We start from the raw sequence: 20,029 nt of genomic DNA, 5'->3' as shown, positions 1-20,029 counted from the left end.
GGTTCATGGGTATTCCGGCTCGTCGGCAAACGACAGAAGATGAGCCCACGACAACGCACCCCTGTATCGGTGCGAACCCACTCACACCGTAGTGCCATCCCTGCGGGCAGGAGGACAGACCCATGGACAACGCCTCGACATCAACCGGCTCCCCCTGGCATGAAGGCGAACTGACCCTGCAACGCTCCGTCGGCGCGGTGGAGATGATGGTCGGTGTTGGTCAACGGCAGATGTCCCGGACATGGATGCCGGACCAGCATCGGGAGTTCTACGCCCAGCTGCCTTTCGTCGTGCTGGGGGCGGTGGATCCTCAAGGTGACGTGTGGGCCACGCTCCGCACGGGACAACCCGGTTTCATGAATTCGCCCGATCCACAGACACTGCACATCGATTTCGCGCCGCAGCCGGACGATCCGGCCCAGGCGGGCATGAACGAGGGTGACGCCATCGGCCTGCTGGGTATCGAATTGCACACCCGTCGGCGCAACCGTATGAACGGCACCATCGTCCGTCGCCTCGACCATGGGGTAGACATTACGGTCCGCCAGGCGTACGGCAATTGCCCGCGCTATATCAACCTGCGTCAGTACCGCTTTGTCGATGTGCAGAAGTCCGAAGCGCTTGAGCTGACAGCGGCGGATCCGCTCGTACATCGCCTGGTCACTGCGGCGGACTCGTTTCACGTCGCCACTTACGTAGAACGTAACGGCGAACGGCAGATCGATGCGTCCCACCGGGGTGGCAAGCCTGGATTCGTGCGCATGGACGAGACCGGGACGCTGACCATTCCGGATTTTTCCGGAAACCTGTTTTTCAACACCCTGGGCAACATCCTGCTCAATCCGCGTGCCGGGCTGCTTTTCATCGATTTCGCCACCGGCGATCTCGTGCAGATGACCGGCTCGGCAGAGGTCTTGCTGGACTCTCCGGAAATCGCCGCGTTCCAGGGTGCCGAACGGTTATGGCGTTTCACGCCGCAGCGCATTGTCTTGCGCCGGGCCGCGATCCCGTTGCGTTGGGACGACCAGGTCGAAGGCGATTCACCTAATTCGTCGATGACTGGCAGTTGGGAACAGGCGGCCGAGCGGTTGCAGGCCGAGGCCATGCGCACACGCTGGCGTGCGTTGCGGGTTGCTCGCATCGTGGACGAGAGCCCCAACATCCGTTCCTTCTATCTGGAGGCCACTGACGGTGTCGGTTTGCCCGGCTTCGACGCCGGGCAGCATTTGCCCGTACGGGTAGCGGTGCAGGGCCAGGCGGCCGCGGTGATTCGAACCTACAGCGTCTCCAGCGCCCCGTCGGATGATTTCCTGCGCATCAGCGTCAAGCGCGATGGCTCGGTATCCTCCCATTTGCATGACCGGGTGCAGGTAGGGGATGAAATCGAAGTGCGGGCACCCCAAGGGCATTTCATCGTGCAAGCCACTGAGCGACGCCCCCTGGTGCTGCTGGCGGCGGGCGTCGGTGTAACGCCGCTGTTGTCGATGCTGCGCGAGGTGGTTTACCAAGGGCTGCGTATCAACCGCATGCGTCCGGTCTGGGTGGTGCAAAGTGCCCGGACGGTGGCTGACCTGGCCTTTCGTGAGGAGATCGATGCGTTGGTTGCCCGCTCGGGCGGCAAGGTCCGGGTGTTGCGGATGGTCAGCCAGCCGCCCGTCGGGGCAGACGCCGGCAAAGGCTACGAGGCCGAAGGCCGGATCGACATCGACTTGCTCAAGCAACTGCTGCCCCTCAACGACTACGATTACTACCTGTGCGGGCCGGGCAGTTTCACCCAGGCTTTGTATGACGGCCTGCGCGCGTTGCGCATTCCGGACGACCGCATCCATGCCGAAACCTTCGGTCCCTCCACCCTGGTGCGGGACGTTGAAATCAGCCTGCCAGCGGCACAGCAAGTGCCTGCGGCGAGCGAACCGGTCAAGGTTCTGTTCGCCACTTCGGCCAAGGAAGGGCGTTGGGAGCCCGGCAACGGGACATTGCTGGAACTGGCTGAAGCCCGGGGATTGAACCCCGAGTTCAGCTGCCGTGGCGGTTCGTGCGGCACGTGTAAAACCCGCATGACCCGCGGCCAGGTGCATTACCTGAACACGCCGGCCATGCCGTTGGCGCAAGACGAGGTGCTGATTTGCTGTGCGGTGCCGGCCCAGGGCAGCGAGACGCTGGTGCTGGAGGTGTGAAGGGCGCCCCTGGATGCCTTCGGCTCAAATGGTCCGGCGAATTCGCCCAGGCGCTTCGCCGTAGATTTCCTTGAACTTCTTGCTGAATGCCGCCTGCGACTGATACCCCACCTGCTGCGCAATGTCGCTCAGGCCAAGGTGCGAGTGGCTCAAAAGGCTGAACGCCTGTTCCATCCGCACTTGCGTCAGTAACACCCACGGCGATACCCCGGCCACCCGTACGAATGCCCGCATGAAGGACGCCCGCGACATGTTCGCCAGGTCGGCCAGGCCCTGGATAGTCCATTCATGGGCGGGATCGGCCAGCATCGCCTGCCAGGTTTTTCCAAGACGTTTGTCGCCCAGCAGGGCCAGCGTGCCGCTGTCCTGCCCATGACAGGCCAGATGAGCCCGCAGGATCAAGGTGAACAGCGCCTGGGATAGTGCATCGAGCAGAAAACGGGCGCCGGTCCTGTTTTCATCCGCTTCCCCTCGAATAATTTCCACCAGTGCCGGTAGCGGTCCGTTGGCCGGCACTGCACCGCTGGGAATCACCAGGTATTCAGGCAAGGATGCAAACAACAGCGAAGCACGGTTGAAGTGAAAGGCACCGCACAGCATGTCCAGGTCGGGGCTGGCGCGACCGATGCGGTGGATTGGTAACACGCCACCCAGAATCTGTTCGGGAGAAGAGGGTGCAACGGTATTGCCGGGGCTGTGCATCACATGCCGGGCGCCACGGGGCAGCAGCAGGATGTCCCCGGCGCGCATGGGTACCCGCTGGCCGTCGGGAAACTCCACCCGGCACTCCCCCGCGAGCACGATGTGATAAGGCGCCTTGCCGAGCGCTTCCTGCCCATGATCGAGCGCCCAGTCGCCTTGAAATTGGCAACGCAGGTCCAGGCTGCCGCGAACGTTGGCCAGGCTGATCAGCTTGTCGAGTGCATTCATTTGAGCGTTTCGCGAAAAAAGCTGAGCGCATCGAACAAAACCGCCCAGCACAGGGGTGGAAAACTGAGCACGTCGAAACAGTACACCAACCTGCTCAGGAGTTAACACGATGTTCAATAACTGGTCCCAACTGTTGCCCACCCTCCAGAAATCCTTTGGCGCGCTGGGCAAAAGCAATCCCAAGATGGTCAAGGCCTACATGGCCCTGGGCGAAGCCTCCGCCGAGAATAACGTGCTCGACGCCAGGACGCGCGAGTTGATCTCGATTGCGGTAGCCGTCACCACCCGCTGCGACGGTTGCATTGCCGCGCACACGGACGCTGCGATCAAGGCCGGCGCAAGCCGGGAGGAAGTGGCCGCCGCACTCGCGACCGCGATTTCCCTGAATGCCGGTGCTGCGTATATCTACTCCTTGCATTCCCTTGAAGCCTATGACGCCTTGAAGCACTAGTTGCCACATGACCGTCAAAGCCCCGGATACCCCAAGGTACCGGGGCTTTTTTCATCGGGCAGGGGTTAGACAACGTCCAGAGGATGAGGCTACCGTTATGGCCCCTTCGAAGCGAACCAAACCCAGGACCGCCATCTCGATATGCCCGCCAATGACTACGACCTGTACGTGGACTTCCACTCGCCCGACGCCGACATCGCTGCCCGTGAAAGCGCGCCGATGCTGGATCAGGAAAGGGCCTGGGCGAGTTATCGAGCGAGTGCTCACACCAGCGGCTGGCTGCAATGGACAGTGATGCCGCTCGCTATCGGACCTGTATTGCCGGCATTGGTCCTGTTCCTGGGCATCTGGGTCTATGAGGGGCTGTTCGACCCTGACTTCGATATGGATCGCTACGGGGCACACACGCTGGGGTGGCTCGCGGCGGGTACGGGGCTGTTCGTTGCAGGCTGGGTAGCCTGGAACAGGCACCGCGCTCGACACGACCCAAGGCTGCGTTACTGGCGAGACATGCCCGAGGCCGGCGAGGTGGAACTGGAGCGGCACACCCTGATTCGTGGCGTCGGCCTGTGGTCGCTCGATTATGACCCTGACCGATGCCATATCCCGCAATGGCTCGACGAGCGCATCCAGGAGTTGCCCGACAGCGGCATCTCGCAATGGATCCTGGTGCAAACCGCCGAAGGGCAATGGTTGGTGCTGCGTCACTGCATTGCAGGCAGCTTCGCGGGTTACGGCAAGACCGTGCAGCCCCCAGCCAGCAAGCACCTGCAGGTCAATCGTGACCTGGCCATTGCCTTTGCCCCGCGCACCAACATTTCGCTGGGGCTGCGCTTCTCCGGGATGCCGGTTGGACTGGCCTGCACCGATTACTGGCTCAGCGCGCCCGAACTCGAACGCCTGGACGACGCGGCCCATCACTGGAAGTTTTTCGCGCCGGACCGCTATGGGGTGGTCAATCCGATAGAGGTCCCGTGGATCGAGGCATTGGTTGCGAAAGCCCAGGCAAAGGCCGCGTGACGCGGTGAAGCGGGCAAGGGGCCCAATGCGTTAAGCTGTCAGCATTCAAAAACGCACCGGCCGGGCAAAGAAGATGAATCGTCGCAAGAAAATCAAGCAGCTCCTGGAAGCCCACGCCAAGAAGGCCAGCGCCAAACTGGCCCCGCGAAACAAGCCCAAGTACATCAGCAAGGCCGATCGTTTGAAGCTGGAGCAAAATCAGCTGCCAGTCGAAATCATCCGATCAACGATGCTGTAAATGGCTTTTTCTAACTGCTGATTTTCCAGCATGGTCTGAGCCACCTTTTTTGAAACAAGGTCAAAGTCCGAATGCTCCAATATGCCGTCGCCAAATTCCCAGCGAAGGATTTCCTGGACTGTGATGATGGGCGCGGTCTCACGGAAATCCTCGGTGTTTTGTTTGAGGTCCCGGAGTCGGCTTTGCAAATGTGTCCGTAGCACCTCAAGGTCTTTGGCACCTTTCCTGGCTTTGGCGGCGCCCGAGCTGTTTGCTGTGCTCGATGTCACTCGCTCCTTGGGCTTGGCCAGCGCTGCCAGAACTTGGGACAGGCGAGTCGAATCGATCTTGCTCATCAGGAAGTCTCAAGGGTATCGCGGTAAGCGCCGAGGAACACGGAAGGTTCCGCCACAGGGGCGCTTTGCAGCGAAGGGGTTTCTGAAAGGCTTGTCAGTACCCGCTCCATGTCCGTTTTCAATGCCAGGTTAGGACAATCGGCCAGTCCTTGGGTCAGGCGGGTAATCGCGCTCTGTGTGTTTTCATTGAGCAGCTCCAGATAAGCCCCTGAAAATTCCCGTAGGCTCATGTCCGGCGATGCTCCGAGGGTTGAGAATGCATCGCGGGCCTCATCCGTTTTGGATAGCTGAAGGCTGAGCAAGCCAAATTGAAAGCGGGCGATGTCCATAGCGGGGTTTAGTTTCAATGCCGTAATCATCTCGCTATGCGCACGCTCCAAAAGGCCAAGCTCGGCATGTTCGGCAGCGCGAAAATAATGTACAGCTGCATTTTCGGGCTCAGACTCAAGGGCCGAATTCAAATAATTCAGGGCTGCGTGATGATCGCCGTTCTGACTGGCATTGATCGCCAAGTGCAAGTATTCCGATGCGTCCAGCATGTTGGGCTTTCCCATGTTCGATGACTCAGTGTTGGTCTGGATGACGGTCCGGGAGTTTGTTTTGGTGCGCTCTCAGCCAGTTCTCCATCAAGATACGGCCGGTATCGCTGCTGCCGGGACGGGTTCGGTCAAGAACCTGGTCAATGAGTTGGAGCGCTTTTTCCGGTTGGCCTGCGTCTTTAAGCAGGAGAGCTTCGGCGTACTGGGCTGACAAACCGTTGGGATTGAGTTTGAGGGCCCGACGGATACCCTGTCGGGCGCGCTCCTTCATCCCATCCATGATGTCGACAATCGCCAGTCCGCCATGGGTTTCGCCAAACGTGCGATCCAGAGCATATGAGCGGTCAAGGGCCTGGCGTGCTTGAGTGCTGTCGTTGCGAAGAATGTAGACCCAGGCCAGAAGGTGCCAAGTGCCGATATGATCCGGCATGAACTGGACTGCTGTGTTGAGGTGCTCTTCAGCTGCGTCGAATTCCAGCTCATTGAATTCCAGCCGAGCCAGCCCGGACCACGCGCGACCGCATTCTGGATGCACGGTGACGGTGTGGAGCCAGGCGTTGCGTGATGCAGTGATGTTGTTCTGTTCGAAGTGGACCGAAGCGCAGGCGATCAGCGCATCCAGTTGGTCCGGATCCTCGGCCAGCGTCTCATGGGCGGTGATCAATGCTGGAGAGAAGTTGTCGTTCTCGTACTGCAGCAGGGAGAGCAATCCTCGTATGTCGGCGTTTCCGGGTTCTTGCTGTTGCGCTCGGGCCACCAGTGTCTCGGCTTGTTCGGTTTCTTCCAACTGATGCAGTGCCCGGGCATGCATCATCAGCACAGAAACGGGGCTTTGCGGGTCGTTGTTGAGGCGTGACAGCAGCGTATGGACCGAAGCGTAATCGCCGCTGTAAAAATGTCCCTGGGCAGCATTGAAGATAACGGCCGGATGCAGAATCCCGCCCTCGATTGCCTTGTCGCCGAAGGCGCCGGCTTCCTCAAAGTGACCTGCCTGTAATGACAAGTGGGCCGCCAACGCATTCACCTTCGGTTCGTCGATTGCTTTCGCTTTCATGTGGTCAATCAATTGTTTGCCACAGGCGGTGTCGCCTAAATCGATAGCCAGGGACATGGCATCGGTCAGAAGCGCAAGGTTGGCGGGATCGTGTCCCAGGAAAGCGAGCAGACGCCCCAAGCGATGATGTTCAGCGGACGAGTTGTCATTGGCCATGGATGGGTTCTTTGTCGGCAATTGGAAAGGATCGAGGCGGTTCTGCCGAGGGATTATTGCCTTGGAGGGCGCCGCCTGTCATGCCTAAACCGCTGATTTCAATCCCTCAAAAAATATTTTTCATTCCCCCTAAACTTTTCCCGAAATCCAAGCATAAGCACTGACAGTAGTGCTGCTTGGACATTGATCGAGCAGCCGATTTTTTGAGCCGCTCGGTCGGCTCGACTTCGTCGGGGAGTTGAGGAATATGGTCGCCATCGTCGCCGGTAATGGATTAGGGCTGTTCAACACGTCGTTGAATTCGCTGGGGGGCGTGGGTGGCCAGGGCAACCTGGGGCAGGCCGGGGGGCAGGCGCTGGTCAATGTCAGCAATGGCAACCTGGTACTGCGTTTTACCGATGAGCAGTTGTCCGGCCTGGGGCAGGACCTACTGCACACCCGCACCTATAACACCCAAGGTGGTTTGAGCGACGGCGATGCCGATGGCTGGCGTTGGGATGGCGAGCGCAGCCTTGTCCTGACTGGCACCGTAAATACGGCGGGTAGCCAAATAACCCGCACCACAGGCGATGGCCACCAGACGATCTATCAGTGGAACGGTAGCCAGTATCAATCGACCGAAGGCGATGGGGCGCATGACTCTGTCAGCTGGGATGCCGGCGCGGCACAGATGGTCTGGACCGATGGCTCGCGCCGCGTCGTCGAGCGATATGACGGCAGTGGTCGGCTGCTATCAGTCACCGACGCCCACGGCACGCAAATCAGCTACGGTTACGACGCCGATGGGCGCCTGAGTAGCGTCAAGGACGGTTCCGGGCAGGAGTTGGTGCTCAACTACAATGCCGCCGGCAAACTGGAGCGTGTCGATACGCGCAGTGTGGCGGGTGGCGCGCTCACTCAACAGGTCTATTACGGCTATGACGCCCAGGGCCGACTGATCAATGTCAGCACCGACCTGAGCCCGGAGGACAACAGCATTGCCGATGGCAACGTCTACCGCACTGATTACACCTATGACGGGGCCAGTTTCCGTATCGCCAGTGTCGTGCAAAGCGACGGCACCTCGGCCAGCTTTACGTATCAATTGATCGATGGCGAGTACCGGGTCCAGACGGTGACCGATGGCTCCGGCACTACGACATTCAGCTACGACCTCGCCAACAACCGGACAGATGTTGTCAATGGTTTGGGTCAGCAGTGGAGCTATTTCTACGACGCCGACGACCGACTGATTGAAGTGCAAACCCCGGCGGTCGACGGCCAACGGTTGTCCACGCGCTACGTCTATGATGTGGACGGCAACCTGATCAGCGTCACGGATGGACGCGGTAACGCGATCACCTATCAGTACGATGCGAACGGCAATGCGGTGCTGGAGCGCGATGCGACGGGTGTCACCGTGGCGCGTACCTACAGTGCCGATAATCAGCTGCTCAACGAGATCCGCTACAGCACAACAGCAATTTTCAACAGCGCTACCGGACTCTGGACAGAACCGCCAGCCAGCAGCGCTCAAGTCACTCGATTGATCTATGACAGTAATAATCGGGTGCGCTTTATGGTCGACGGGCGCGGTCAGGTCACGGAGTACCGCTATAACGCCCAGGGACTAAAAGTCCAGGAAATCAGTTATGGGGACTCGCTGTACGCGGTGGCCGGGCTGACACCTCAGGCGGAACTGACAGAGGCGCAATTGGCATCATGGGTTGGCTCCAGGGACAAGACTCGCTCGACCCTGACCGAGCTGAGTTATGACTACCGGGGCAACCTGAGCCGTAAAACCACCTACGGCGTGGTCAATGCGGCCGGCGCGGGTTCGTTGGAGAGCAGCGCCAGCGTCACCGAATACATCTACAGCCAGTATGGTCAGCTGTTGCAGACGTTGGTAGCGCGTGGGGCGGATCGAAGCCAGAAAACCACCCTGAGCTCGACCGTCTACGATGGCCTGGGGCGTGTGATCAGCCAGACCGACTCTACCGGCACGCGGACGACAGCCTACAACGGGAACAACCGTACCGTGGCCGTCAGCAACACCGCTGGCATGACCGTGACACAAACCTACAACGATCACGGGCAGTTGATCGGCCTGACGCAAACCGCAGCAGGAGAAACATCGCGCTCCACTTCGTACCTTTATGACGCTGCTGGTCGGCAAGTCATGGTCCAGGACGCGACGGGCGCACGCCGCTATACGTTCTACGATGAAACCGGGCGAATCAGTGCGTTGGTTGACGGCGTTGGGGCGGTAACCGAATACAGCTACAACACCGCGGGACAGCGGATTCAGGAAAAACGCTACGCCACACTGGTCGACACATCGGCCTGGTACAACGGCTCAGCGGTGGTCAAAACGCCGCTGGATGAAATCCGTCCGGCGGGCAGTTCCGCTGATCGCCTGACGAGTCTGTCCTACGACAATGCCGGACGCGTGAGCACTCGCACCGATGCCAGCGGTACGGTGACAAGCTACATTTATGACGGCAAGGGCCAGCTGGTTCAGCAACAAACGGGTGACCGCACGACGCGATTTTTCTACGACGCCAGTGGACACCAGAGTGGCCAGCTGGACGCCGAAGGTTACCTGCGCGAAAACCGTTACGATGCCGCCGGCCGCCTGACCCAAAGTATCCGCTACGCCACCCAGACCCTGGCAGCCAATCGGGCCAGCGGCACCCTCGACCAGCTACGCCAAGCCTCGGCCAATGATCTGTCGAGCCGGTATTTCTACGACACGGCTGGCCGGCAGATCGGCAGCATTGATGAAAAGCAATTCGTCACCGAAACGGTGTACGACGAAGCGAGCAATACCCAGAAAACCTTGCGTTATGCCACCGCCTATACCGCCGTGATTTCAGATGCGACGGCGTTTGCATCGATCAAGGCTGCCGTGGCGGCTGGTACCGCTCAAACATCGACCATGGTGTTTGACGATCAAGGGCGCGTGGCTCGACGTATCGCCACTGATGGTACGGTTACGGCGTACGAATACGACGCGTCTGGTCGCCTGGTGCGTGAAACACAAGCCCAGGGAACCACCGAAGAGCGCAGCACCCGCACCCTTTACGATGCGTTTGGACAAACCATTGGCAAGTTGCTCGGTGAGGCATCGGCTCGTGTGACGGCGGGCATGAGCGATGCCGAGGTCGCTGCGATCTATGCGCAATACGGCCTGACTTATCAGTATGATGCCGCTGGCCGGGTAGCCAGTGCCAGCGACGCACTGGGTAACCGAACCTTATCCTACTACGATGCCGAAGGGCGTCTGACTCACGTGGTCAATGCGCTGGGCGAGGTCAGCGAGACGGTTTATAGCGCCTTTGGCGATGTACGCGAACGCACCGATTTCACCGGACGGTTGGCGACAGCGGACACTGCCGCGCTGTCCGGTGGCGTGTTGAACGCTCAACTGAAGACCCTGGTGCAGGCGATCCGCAACGCGACCAGTGATAACCGGCGCCTGTATGACTACGACAACCGTGGACTGCTGACGTCCTCGACTGATGCCCTGGGTTACGTGACCAGCTACGGTTACAACGCCTTTGGCAACCAGACCTCCATTACCCGTACCATCTCCGCCGGTAATACCGTGGTCAGCAGTGCCACTTACAACAAGCGGGGCGAGCAGATCGGTCGCATCGAGGACGTCGGCGGTTTGGCCCGCAGTAGCGCTACTGTCTACGATGCATTCGGTCGAGTGATCACCCAGACCGACGGTCTGGGCCTCAACACCACCACGACCTACGCCAGCAATGGCCGGGTGATCACGCTCAAGAACCCCCTAAGCCAAGGCGCCACCAGCGAATACGATGCCTTCGGTCGGCTGCTCAAGCAAACGGATGCACTGGGCAAGAGCACGACCTACGCCTACAACGACAGCGCGCGCAGCTTGACCGTAACAACGCCCGACGGGGTGAGCATGGTGACGGTCAAGAACCGCCACGGCCAGACCCTGACGGTTACCGACGGCACTGGTGCGGTGACGCGCTACAGCTATAACAAGGACGGCCAACTGCTCACCAGCCAGGATGGCTTGAATCGCGTCACCACTAACGCCTATGACGCAGCCGGACGACTGCTGACGGTGACCGATGCCCTGGGGCGGATTACACGCTACAGCTATGACGCCGACAATAGGGTACTGACCCGTACTGATGCCAATAACAGCGTGACCCACTACAGCTTTGACGGCCAGGGTCGACAAGTACGTGTTGTGGATGCCGAAGGCAAGGCCGAGCAGCGTGTCACAGACTATGCCTACGACCGCAACGGCCAGTTACTGAGGGTCACTCAGGATCCCGACGGCCTTAAGATCACTTCCAGCTACAGTTATGACGGCCTTGGCCGGCAAGTGCAGGTAATGCGCGGTACCGTGACCAGCCCCAGCCAGCAGGTGACCCTGTACGCTTTCGACAAGCTGGGCCGACGCATCAGTGAGCGCCAGGACCCGAGCGGGTTGAACCTGACGACCCAGTACCGCTACAACGACAACGACCAGGTCACGCGCAAGATCGATGCGGCAGGCAACAGCACCTGGTATGTCTACGACAAAGCCGGACGCGTGACCTCCACCGTCGATGCCCTGGGCTATGTCAGTGAGAACCGGTATGACGCCAATGGTCGGGTGATCGAGACGGTGCGTTATGCCAAACCCGTTCAGTTACCAACGAACGGCAGTAGCGACGGTCGGACGTTCCTGCTGGGCGGTAACAGTGGCAGGTTGAACGCCGTGGAAAAAATCCCCATCGATCCGACCAAAACTTATACCGTACGGGTGAGGCTGCGGCAGGTCACGGGTGAAGGGCTTGTGTATGCCGGTGTGTTGACCCATGACAGCGCTGGCAAATGGCTTTCGAACCCATACGGGGGCAGCTACGCCTATAGCGCGGTGGCTGGGGTGAAGCTCACGCCGGAGATGGGCTGGAGGACTTTCGAGGGCACCATCAGCGGCACGAACCCGATCAATGCGAGTGCCAGCCCTGACAAGTTCTTCGAGGGCAGTGTGGGCGCGCTGCCGTTGTTGCTGTACAACTACGACGCCGATAACACTGGCGATCCCAGTCGTCTCGTTGAAGTGGACTCGCTGGAACTGATCGACACCGCGACCGGCCAGGTACTCAATGTCAATGCAAATACCAGTGCCGGGCAGGCGAACTGGTACTCGGCCGGTCTTGTCGGTACCAACAGTGCAAGCGACAGCGTCAATGCTGAACGTTTGCAGACACTGCTGCGCCCGGACAGCGATGACCGGCACACCCAGTTCGTCTACGACGCAGTAGGCCGTCAGCGTTTTGTGATCGACGCCCAGGGCGCGGTCACCGAGAATAGATACGATGCCAATGGGCGGCTTACCCAGACCGTTCAATACGCCACCCGCATTCAACGACCCACGTATGGCAGCAGTGACGGTTCGACGCTTTCCCTTAGCGGTGACTCAGGTATTTTCAACGCGCTGGGAAAGATTGCCATCGACCCGGCCAAGACCTATACCGTGCGTGTCAAGCTACGCCAAGTCACGGGTGAAGGACTCGTCTATGCCGGTGTGGTGACGTATGACAGTGCTGGCAACAGGCTCGCCAACACGTCTGGAGGAACATATTCCTATAACGCAGCTTCGTCGGTGAAGTTGACGCCGGAAATGGGTTGGCAGACCTTCGAAGGCACCATCAGCGGCACCAGTCCGAATAGTGGGGGAGACAACCGCAACAAGTTCATCGAGGGCAGTGCCAGCGCGGTGCCTCTGTTGTTGTACAACTATGGTGCCGACAGCAGCGGTGATCCCAGTCGCCTGATTGAAGTCGATTCGCTGGAACTGATCGACACCGCGACCGGCCAAGTGCTGAACGTGAATGCCAATATCGCTGCCGGCCGGACGAATTGGTATGTGGCCGGTCTCAATGGTGTCCATAGCGCAAGCGATGCCTTGAGCGTCGAACAACTACAAATGTTGCTGCGCCCTGAAAGCACCAGTGACCGCACTACCACTTACACCTACGACGCCGCCGGTCAACAAAAAACCGTGACCGATGCCGCAGGCAAAGTCGAGTCCTATACCTACGATGCGGTGGGCAACCGCAAGACCCTGACCAATAAGAACGGTCACGTCTGGACCTACAACTACGACGCGCTCAACCGTCTGGTGGAAGAAATCACCCCAGCGGTCGCGGTCGCCAGTATCACCGAAGCTGGCGTGGTGTCGACTGTCAACCGTTACCTGGTGACCCGCAACACCTATGACGCCCTGGGCAATGTGACCAGCCGTACCGAGGGCCGTCTGCGGGCCAGTGTTGCCGCCGATCCGACCCTGGACGAACTGACCGAGGCGCGCACCACTGCCTACGCCTACGACGCCGTCGGTCGGCAGATCCGCATCACCAGCCCCGGCTGGTACAACAAGCTCAGCGGCCGCTATCAACAGACTTCGGACGGCACTGCCAATACCTTCCAGGTCAGCACCGAAGTCACCTACGACGCGCTTGGCAATGCTGTGCGCAACCGCGTGCGAGTCAACAACAGTGGTGCAGTCGCCACTGATTTCGTCGACAGTTACAAGGTCTACGACGTACTGGGGCGGGTCAGTTATGACATCGACGGGCTCAAGGGGGTAACCGCCTATTCGTATGACAGCATGGGCCAGACCATTCGCACCGTCCGTTACGCCAATGCCTTGACCCAGGCCGTGCCAGCCAGGGGTTATTACCTCGCGACCGACGTCACCGCCACCACCCTGGTTCCCGACGCCACCCAGGACCGTACGCTGATCACCAGCTATGACGCCCTTGGGCGCAAAACCTCGGTGCAGAAGAATATCGTCAGTCTGTTCACCTTCACCGGTAACGTGGCGACCTCAACCCTGACCAACCTGGCGCCTACGACGCTCTACAGCTACGACGCCTTCGGACAACTGGTACGTGAGACTCAGGTGGCGCGCAACGCCAGCGGCGCCACCGTGCAGACCGGTGCCAGCACCGTCTACTACTACGACATGGCCGGCAAGCGCATCGGCAGTGTGGATGCTCTTGGTTATTACACCCGCACGGAGTACGACGCTCTCGGTCAATTGACCCGGCAGACCGACTACGCCACCAAGCTTGCCAGCTGGAACGAGAATGCATTACCGGCGACCCCGACGGTGAGCGTTAACGATCGCCGTGTTCGCTTCAGCTACGACGCCATGGGCCGCCAGATCCAGACCACGGTGGAAGGCGCTCGCTTCTGGCAGCAGAGCATCAACGCCACCACGGGCGCGGTCAGCGCCACATTGGTGACCGCCGATCTGTTGCTCAGCCGTAGCACCTATGATGGCGTAGGTAACGTCAAGACGGTCACTGACGCTCAAGGCAACGTCGTCAGCACGGACTACAACGCCCTCGGTCAAGTGATCAAAGTCGTCGAGCCCGCACGGGCCACCGCCAAGAACGGCGCCGTGGATCCTTTTGCCAGTGCCGAGGTCATTGCATCACCGACCACTACGCTCCTGCTCAACGCTTTCGGGCAGCAGATCCGCGAGGTTCGGGCGGTAGGCACCGACAGCGCTGGCAACGTACAGGCCGGCCTGGGCCAGATCACCCGCACCCGTTACGACGCTGCCGGGTATGAGATTCAGGAGATTGATGCGGCGGGTTCGGCGCAGAACTATAAGGTTGATGTGGCTGGTCGGCGCATCGAGGAAAGTCGCGCAGTCAACGCCACGTTGAGTGCTTGGACTGTTAACGGTGTTGCAGTCAGCTACAACCAGACCTTGAAACGTACCTTCCAATACGATGCTCTTGGTCAGCAAACGGCGGCCATCGACTGGTACATCGCCGCCAACGGTACTGCGCAAAATACCAGCGATAGCGTGATCTTCAACCGCTTCGGTGAAGTGACCCGTAAGCTTCTGAATGGCAATACCATAGAAATTTTCAACTATGATCAGGCTGGACGGCTCGAGTCTCACGCCAGCACGACCGATCTCTCCGCGTTCCAGTACGATCTTTCCGAAAAGGTCAGCAAAAGCACGGCGCTGGGGGAATGGAGCACGACTGCCGATGATCGCATCAACTACATGCGTAACGATTTACTCGGCCGCACCTATGAGCAACACCTGCCGGCCTTCGAGGCCAACCTAAACGCCGACACTTTGAATAATGTCACCCTGACGCTAAGCACGCCGATCATCCGGCAGACCCTTGATCGCTGGGGCAATGTACTCAGTCGTACCGATGCCCGGGGCTACATCACCACTTACACCTACGATCACAACAACAAGCAGCTGACCGAAACCCTGCCGGTCACTGACATATTGCGCGAAAACGGTACCAGCTACCGCGCCAATCTAATCCATGAGAAGCGCTATGACGCTCTCGGCCAGTTGATACAAGAGGTCGACCTGGTCGGACCTTATACTGGTGTGGCCACCAACACATTGCTGCGCACGCGTCAGCACGTCTACAACCAAACTGGCCAGTTGATTCGCGACATTGATGCCTTGGGTTACTCGCGAGACTACCGCGTCGACGCCAATGGCAATCGCATCGGTACCCGCGACGCCCTTGGCATCGTGACGGTAGACGGTTACGACGTGATGGACCGGCATATCAACCACGGTATTATCCGCAGCGGCGCGAAGCTAACCCTGCTGACAAACCAATACGATCAGGCCGGGCGACTGTATGGCGAAATTAGTGGGGCAGGTGCCGTCGAGGAGACGCTTCAAAGCGTCGCCAACACCAGCAACTGGACCAGCACCACTACCGGTGTGGCGGGCAACACCAAGTACAGCTTGTTCGACGAGCGCGGCAATATCGTCAAGACCCGCAACGAGTCGAAAGTAGAAAGGACCCTCGAATACGACATCAATAACCGCAAAGTCAAGGAAACAGATGGGTTAAACGGAACATTGACTTGGACCTATGATATTGCGAGCTTTGGGCGCCTTAGCAGCCGCAAGGACTTGGCTGGAAGAGTATATAGCTTTACCTACAACGGTTTCGGGCAACTCATCAAGGAAACTTTGACTACCGCAAGCGGTGCCGGGCCGGACAAAACCTATAGTTATTACGCCAATGGTTTGGCCAGAGCCATTGTGGAGGGCTCCGACACCAAGGATGCAGCAGGTGCGGTGACGGCCGAAGATTCGCGCACTTCGGCCTATGCTTATGATCTGAGCGGAAATCGCATTAGAGAAATCAACAGTGGACGTTACTTGAGCGGCACGGTTTCCCAGGCGAGCAGCAACGAAGTTCGGAGCAAATTTGACGAGCAGGGACGTCTTAAAGAAGTCAAGGCGCCTGCGGGTAATCAGCTAATGGGGGGACTCGGTACCCAGTACGCCCTCGCTAATACCGCACGACTGGATTCGTTGAAATATGACTACGATGAAGTGGGTAATCGTCGCAGGGTGTATATGGATACGACGAATCAATCGGGAGGTCGAACAATAAAGGATGACTGGTACAAGTATGATTTAGAAGGGCGGGCGTTAATTGCAGAAGGCTTTATTAATGCCAAGGGGCAAATAGTTGCGGGGGCGCTAGGGCCGGGGCTCACCGTCGCTACTGCTAATGCCAAGGGGTACGCTCTAACATATAACGCTATTGGTCAGCGCGTTTCGTCAGAAAGCTGGAAGGAGTTTATATATCAGACGATTTACAACCCTCAAATTCCTTCAGGTCAGTTTGTTGTTCCTGCTGCTCATCGTTATGAGGTTGAAACCTATAGTTATAATAGTTTTGGTCAGTTGGAATCGGCAGTTGGGCGTGCTGTGGCGCGGCAGTACGCCAACGGTAAATCAGATGTCTCCGAAGCCGTTGTTGATCTGACAAAAGTAGCGTCGTTTCCCGCGGCGGAGCTTTTACAAACCAAGTACTCGAAAGTTTATGACGAAAAAGGGAATTTGGTGTCTCAAAAAACTCATAAGTTCAACTTGAATTGGGTGGCGATTACAAATCAATCTACAATAAATTATGCTTATCGTGGTGATGGTCAATTGATCTCCCAGTTCACTTATGACAGTGCGCAACGCCTTACGCAGGCAAACTACTTTAATGAAAGCGGTATGCTGGATGCCGCAGGCAATCAACGAGTCTATCGCTATGTTTCTTTTAATGCTAACGGCACTATAAACCACCGGGGGAACTTCAGTGCCGGGCAGGTTTTGTTCGATGGCTATAAGGAAAGCCAATCCACAGTCACCCGTACCAATGGGGGCTCGCCAGGCACCACCACGTACACTTACTCTGCTCGCGGTGAACTGCTACAGGCTGTGGGCACAGGTGGCAATGTCTTTACCCGTCGGCTCGCAACCAATGATGAGGGCCGGTTGATCACTCGCCAGGAGGCGTCCGGGAAGGCCCAGACGTACCTGTATTATCAAGGCGCCGCACTGGCAAACTTCGGCAATGCCTCCGCTCCGGAAATCAGCGACACCTTCACCCCGATCTCTACGGACTACCCTGAGCGCACCCCAAGCAACTACGTCGTCAACCAGGGCGACACCCTGGAAAGCGTCGCCCAGAGCGTCTGGGGCGATTCGAAGATGTGGTATCTGATCGCCGACGCCAACGGCCTCGACCCGAGCAAGGCCCTCAATCCCGGCGATAACTTGAAGATCCCCAACGTCGTCAGCAGCACGCATAACGACTCAGACACCTTCAAGCCCTATAACGCAACCGATGTCATCGGCAACACCACCCCTAGCCCGAAGGCACCACCGCCGCCCAAGCCTAAGAAAAAGAAGAGTGGTGGTCTGGCCAGTGTCGTCATGGTGGTGGTGGCTGTGGTAGCAACGGTGTTCACAGCAGGGGCCGCTGCACCTCTTGCCGGTATTGCTGCTGGGTCGGGCGGGATAATGGCGACAGGTGCCGCGGTGCTGACTGGAGCAATAACCGGTGCGGGATTGGGAACGCTAGGTGTGGCTGCCCTAGCGGGCGTAGTTGGTAGCGCCGCATCGCAATTGGTGGGTAAGGCGATGGGCGTCGTCGATGGTTTCTCCTGGGGGCAAGTTGCCGTGGGAGGGCTTACCGCAGGCGTTACTTCTGGTTTTGGAACGCTCGCCCAAACCGGTGCCATCGGTTCATGGGCAGGGACAACTGCTAAATTCATGAGCGACGGAGGAGGTTATGGAGCCGGCTATGCGGCGCTGGGTACGTTCAACTACGCCAATAGCCAGCTCGCCAGCCGAATCGTGGGGCTTGAAACGTCGTTCAGTTGGCGCAATGTCGCTGCATCGGCCGTAGGGGCAACCATTGCTGGGTACGCTGGAGGCGGCAGCAGTGGCTTGGTGAGCTCGACTATACGAGGTCAGGTGAGTGCCTACGCGTCAGCGACTATCAAGGACAAGTGGTTTGGAGGTGGGCGACCTGATTATGGTCAGGTTGCTGCGGATGCGTTTGGTAACACGCTGGGTAATTTTGCCGTAGATCGTTTTCGTCAGCCTTCGGCAGAGGCTCTTCAGCGTGCCATGGATCTGGCTGGCGTTAAGGATGAAGTAATTGTTCCAGCTGTCAGGCACCTGCTGACTAATGGTGCTACTCCTGAACAAGTGGGGAAAATCTTCAGCGATCCTATGGTCGGGCCGCAACTGCTCCATCCAACTACGGCTGGAGAAAATGGAGCTTACCTGAGGTATGAGAGCGATGGAGTATGGGTGGGTGTGCCACCTCCGCAGGAGCCGCTTACTTATTCTGTCGATAATCTCGAAGGTGTTGTTCAACTCAACGGTAATAGCACTTTGGTGGACTGGGCGAACACCATTACGCCCCCGATTCATGAGGGCCTGACCAGCATTGCTAGCTTCGCCGATGCGCACCCGAACGCAACGCTTCTGGTCGGCTATGCGGCCCAAGCGGTCAGCTACACTCTGATGGGACCAATGGCGGTCATGCGTGACATCGCGACCCAGGCAACTCTAGGGCCTGTGCTGGATCAGGCTCGTGATTACGCGATAGAGCGAGTTAGCGGCTACTACCAGACCAAGGGGGTTGTAGCTGATAATGCTGATGTGCTTGCGAGTGGCACGTTGTTTGGTGTAGAAGCTGCTGCAGGACGCGCTTCTTCGGCTGTGGTTGGAGCCCAACAGTATGTGATGCGGATGAATGCCAAAGGTGTTCCAGGCAGTGTGACTGGGGCTGCGGCAAGCGGTGCTGGCGTAGCAAGTGAAATTCCACAGTACACTTTCAGGGGGGACTCGCGGGGGCCTGATGTAATATTTAATGAGGGTTTTCAGCCTCGGGGGAATAGTAAAGATCTGATGTTGCACGCACTGGATAATAAATCTCCACCAAGTATGTATGTTCCGACATCCAGGTCGTTTGATGTTGCAAATGACTTTGATAGTAACGTGTATGTTGTAAGGCAGAGGGACGGAATAGATGTAAATGCGGTTCTTGGTTCGAAAAGTCCATTCCCTGAAGAGTTAGAGATAGCTATGCCGGGCGGCGTTCGCCCAAGTGATATTCGAGCCTTGACTCTTCCGGATCAAGGTGTTTCTATTCTTAATCCGAATTTCAGAAAATGAATGAAGTCAAGGAGCTATTGGTTCTTTTTAAAGATGGGTCGCTGCGGAAGTGTCTTGTAAAATTTACGGTGTCGGAACCATGGATGGTTTCGCTCACTCAATCGGATTTAGGGGAAATTTGCTATGAATCTGATGACTTGTTCAAAGCTTTGCTTCTCTTGAGGGCTGCGCTTGAGAAACAAGGGCACAGGTTGCTATGCAATGGCTCTCGTAAAAATGTAGTTGTATCAGGGATGTCGCGGCAAATGAGTGGTGGTCGTAAAGTTTATTTAGCAACGCTTGGTAAGCAGGCGCGGCGGGATGATCTGGTGGATATGTTTGATGGTATAGATTCCTCCTTGGTTGCAACTGTTGGGCAGCAGACCGAATTTTATAATGAATGGCTGAGGTCATTGTGTGATGAGTGATGTAAAAATACTGCCTGAGCCGCGCGAGGTTGAAGAGGCGATGCGCAATCCAAATGGCTGGGTATATCGAATATACGGTCACTATGGTGCAAACGATGCGGTACCTCCGGAAGCTGTAATCGGTGCTTGGAAAGTTAATGAGAAAGGTCTTATTGTAGGTGATTTTATTTTGAATCCAAAATTTTCTCTTGATGATAAAGGCCCTAAGTAAATAGGAAAATAAGGT

The 20,029-nt window shown here is 58.0% G+C and carries 11 protein-coding genes; 7 read left to right on the top strand and 4 right to left on the bottom strand.

Annotation, left to right across the window (positions count from 1 at the left end; genetic code table 11):
* Nucleotides 1-122 precede the first annotated feature (122 nt).
* Entirely contained in the window at nt 123-2,177 is a 2,055-nt protein-coding gene (locus tag LCU97_RS06155; protein WP_232775877.1) for an FAD-binding oxidoreductase, read from the top strand.
* 24 nt (nt 2,178-2,201) lie between these two features.
* Here the strand turns inward: LCU97_RS06155 and LCU97_RS06150 are convergent, their stop codons facing one another.
* Nucleotides 2,202-3,107 carry an AraC family transcriptional regulator gene (locus LCU97_RS06150; protein WP_232775876.1) on the bottom strand — a complete coding sequence of 302 codons (906 nt, stop codon included), beginning with the start codon at nt 3,105-3,107 and terminating at the stop codon, nt 2,202-2,204.
* 109 nt (nt 3,108-3,216) lie between these two features.
* Between LCU97_RS06150 and LCU97_RS06145 the strand changes: the two genes are divergently transcribed.
* The 3 genes from LCU97_RS06145 (at nt 3,217) to LCU97_RS06135 (ending at nt 4,816) form a co-directional block, all read left to right on the top strand.
* Nucleotides 3,217-3,558 carry a carboxymuconolactone decarboxylase family protein gene (locus LCU97_RS06145; RefSeq protein ID WP_232775875.1) on the top strand — a complete coding sequence of 114 codons (342 nt, stop codon included), beginning with the start codon at nt 3,217-3,219 and terminating at the stop codon, nt 3,556-3,558.
* A 141-nt stretch (nt 3,559-3,699) separates the two neighbouring features.
* On the top strand, nt 3,700-4,578 hold the full coding sequence (locus tag LCU97_RS06140) for a hypothetical protein (protein ID WP_232775874.1): 879 nt from the start codon (nt 3,700-3,702) through the stop codon (nt 4,576-4,578).
* Nucleotides 4,579-4,651: 73 nt separating this feature from the next.
* Nucleotides 4,652-4,816, top strand: coding sequence for a DUF2986 domain-containing protein (locus LCU97_RS06135; RefSeq protein WP_232775873.1), 165 nt, complete (start codon nt 4,652-4,654; stop codon nt 4,814-4,816).
* Here the strand turns inward: LCU97_RS06135 and LCU97_RS06130 are convergent.
* Genes LCU97_RS06130 through LCU97_RS06120 form a run of 3 tightly spaced genes read right to left on the bottom strand, consistent with a single transcriptional unit; the run spans nt 4,777 to nt 6,900 of the window.
* Nucleotides 4,777-5,151 (bottom strand): hypothetical protein, encoded by a 375-nt coding sequence (locus LCU97_RS06130; RefSeq protein ID WP_232775872.1) that lies wholly within the window; start codon nt 5,149-5,151, stop codon nt 4,777-4,779. The genes LCU97_RS06135 and LCU97_RS06130 overlap by 40 nt on opposite strands.
* The gene (locus LCU97_RS06125; protein ID WP_232775871.1) at nt 5,151-5,705 is read right to left on the bottom strand and encodes a tetratricopeptide repeat protein; all 555 of its coding nucleotides are present in this window, start codon (nt 5,703-5,705) and stop codon (nt 5,151-5,153) included. Before LCU97_RS06125 ends, LCU97_RS06130 begins: the two co-directional genes overlap by 1 nt.
* A 10-nt stretch (nt 5,706-5,715) precedes the next feature.
* On the bottom strand, nt 5,716-6,900 hold the full coding sequence (locus LCU97_RS06120) for a tetratricopeptide repeat protein (protein WP_232775870.1): 1,185 nt from the start codon (nt 6,898-6,900) through the stop codon (nt 5,716-5,718).
* A gap of 247 nt (nt 6,901-7,147) precedes the next feature.
* Here LCU97_RS06120 and LCU97_RS06115 point away from each other — a divergent pair, with 247 nt between their 5' ends.
* From LCU97_RS06115 to LCU97_RS06105, 3 genes are read left to right on the top strand one after another with little or no spacing between them, the layout of a single operon-like run.
* Nucleotides 7,148-19,396, top strand: coding sequence for a scabin-related ADP-ribosyltransferase (locus LCU97_RS06115; RefSeq protein ID WP_232775869.1), 12,249 nt, complete (start codon nt 7,148-7,150; stop codon nt 19,394-19,396).
* Nucleotides 19,393-19,803, top strand: coding sequence for a hypothetical protein (locus LCU97_RS06110; protein ID WP_232775868.1), 411 nt, complete (start codon nt 19,393-19,395; stop codon nt 19,801-19,803). The genes LCU97_RS06115 and LCU97_RS06110 overlap by 4 nt, the downstream gene beginning before the upstream one ends.
* Nucleotides 19,796-20,014, top strand: coding sequence for a hypothetical protein (locus LCU97_RS06105; protein WP_232775867.1), 219 nt, complete (start codon nt 19,796-19,798; stop codon nt 20,012-20,014). The genes LCU97_RS06110 and LCU97_RS06105 overlap by 8 nt, the downstream gene beginning before the upstream one ends.
* Nucleotides 20,015-20,029: the final 15 nt, after the last annotated feature.

Source organism: Pseudomonas uvaldensis (assembly GCF_021271205.1).
GTDB lineage: Bacteria > Pseudomonadota > Gammaproteobacteria > Pseudomonadales > Pseudomonadaceae > Aquipseudomonas > Aquipseudomonas uvaldensis.
The sequence above is the reverse complement of the archived record's forward strand: the minus strand, read 5'-3'. Positions and strand labels throughout refer to the sequence as shown.

Excerpts from the sequence above, each read along its gene's own strand:
- LCU97_RS06155 (WP_232775877.1), top strand. The coding sequence starts at position 123 with ATGGACAACGCCTCGACATCAACCGGCTCCCCCTGGCATGAAGGCGAA.
- LCU97_RS06150 (WP_232775876.1), bottom strand. The coding sequence starts at position 3,107 with ATGAATGCACTCGACAAGCTGATCAGCCTGGCCAACGTTCGCGGCAGC.
- LCU97_RS06145 (WP_232775875.1), top strand. The coding sequence starts at position 3,217 with ATGTTCAATAACTGGTCCCAACTGTTGCCCACCCTCCAGAAATCCTTT.
- LCU97_RS06140 (WP_232775874.1), top strand. The coding sequence starts at position 3,700 with ATGCCCGCCAATGACTACGACCTGTACGTGGACTTCCACTCGCCCGAC.
- LCU97_RS06135 (WP_232775873.1), top strand. The coding sequence starts at position 4,652 with ATGAATCGTCGCAAGAAAATCAAGCAGCTCCTGGAAGCCCACGCCAAG.
- LCU97_RS06130 (WP_232775872.1), bottom strand. The coding sequence starts at position 5,151 with ATGAGCAAGATCGATTCGACTCGCCTGTCCCAAGTTCTGGCAGCGCTG.
- LCU97_RS06125 (WP_232775871.1), bottom strand. The coding sequence starts at position 5,705 with ATGGGAAAGCCCAACATGCTGGACGCATCGGAATACTTGCACTTGGCG.
- LCU97_RS06120 (WP_232775870.1), bottom strand. The coding sequence starts at position 6,900 with ATGGCCAATGACAACTCGTCCGCTGAACATCATCGCTTGGGGCGTCTG.
- LCU97_RS06115 (WP_232775869.1), top strand. The coding sequence starts at position 7,148 with ATGGTCGCCATCGTCGCCGGTAATGGATTAGGGCTGTTCAACACGTCG.
- LCU97_RS06110 (WP_232775868.1), top strand. The coding sequence starts at position 19,393 with ATGAATGAAGTCAAGGAGCTATTGGTTCTTTTTAAAGATGGGTCGCTG.
- LCU97_RS06105 (WP_232775867.1), top strand. The coding sequence starts at position 19,796 with ATGAGTGATGTAAAAATACTGCCTGAGCCGCGCGAGGTTGAAGAGGCG.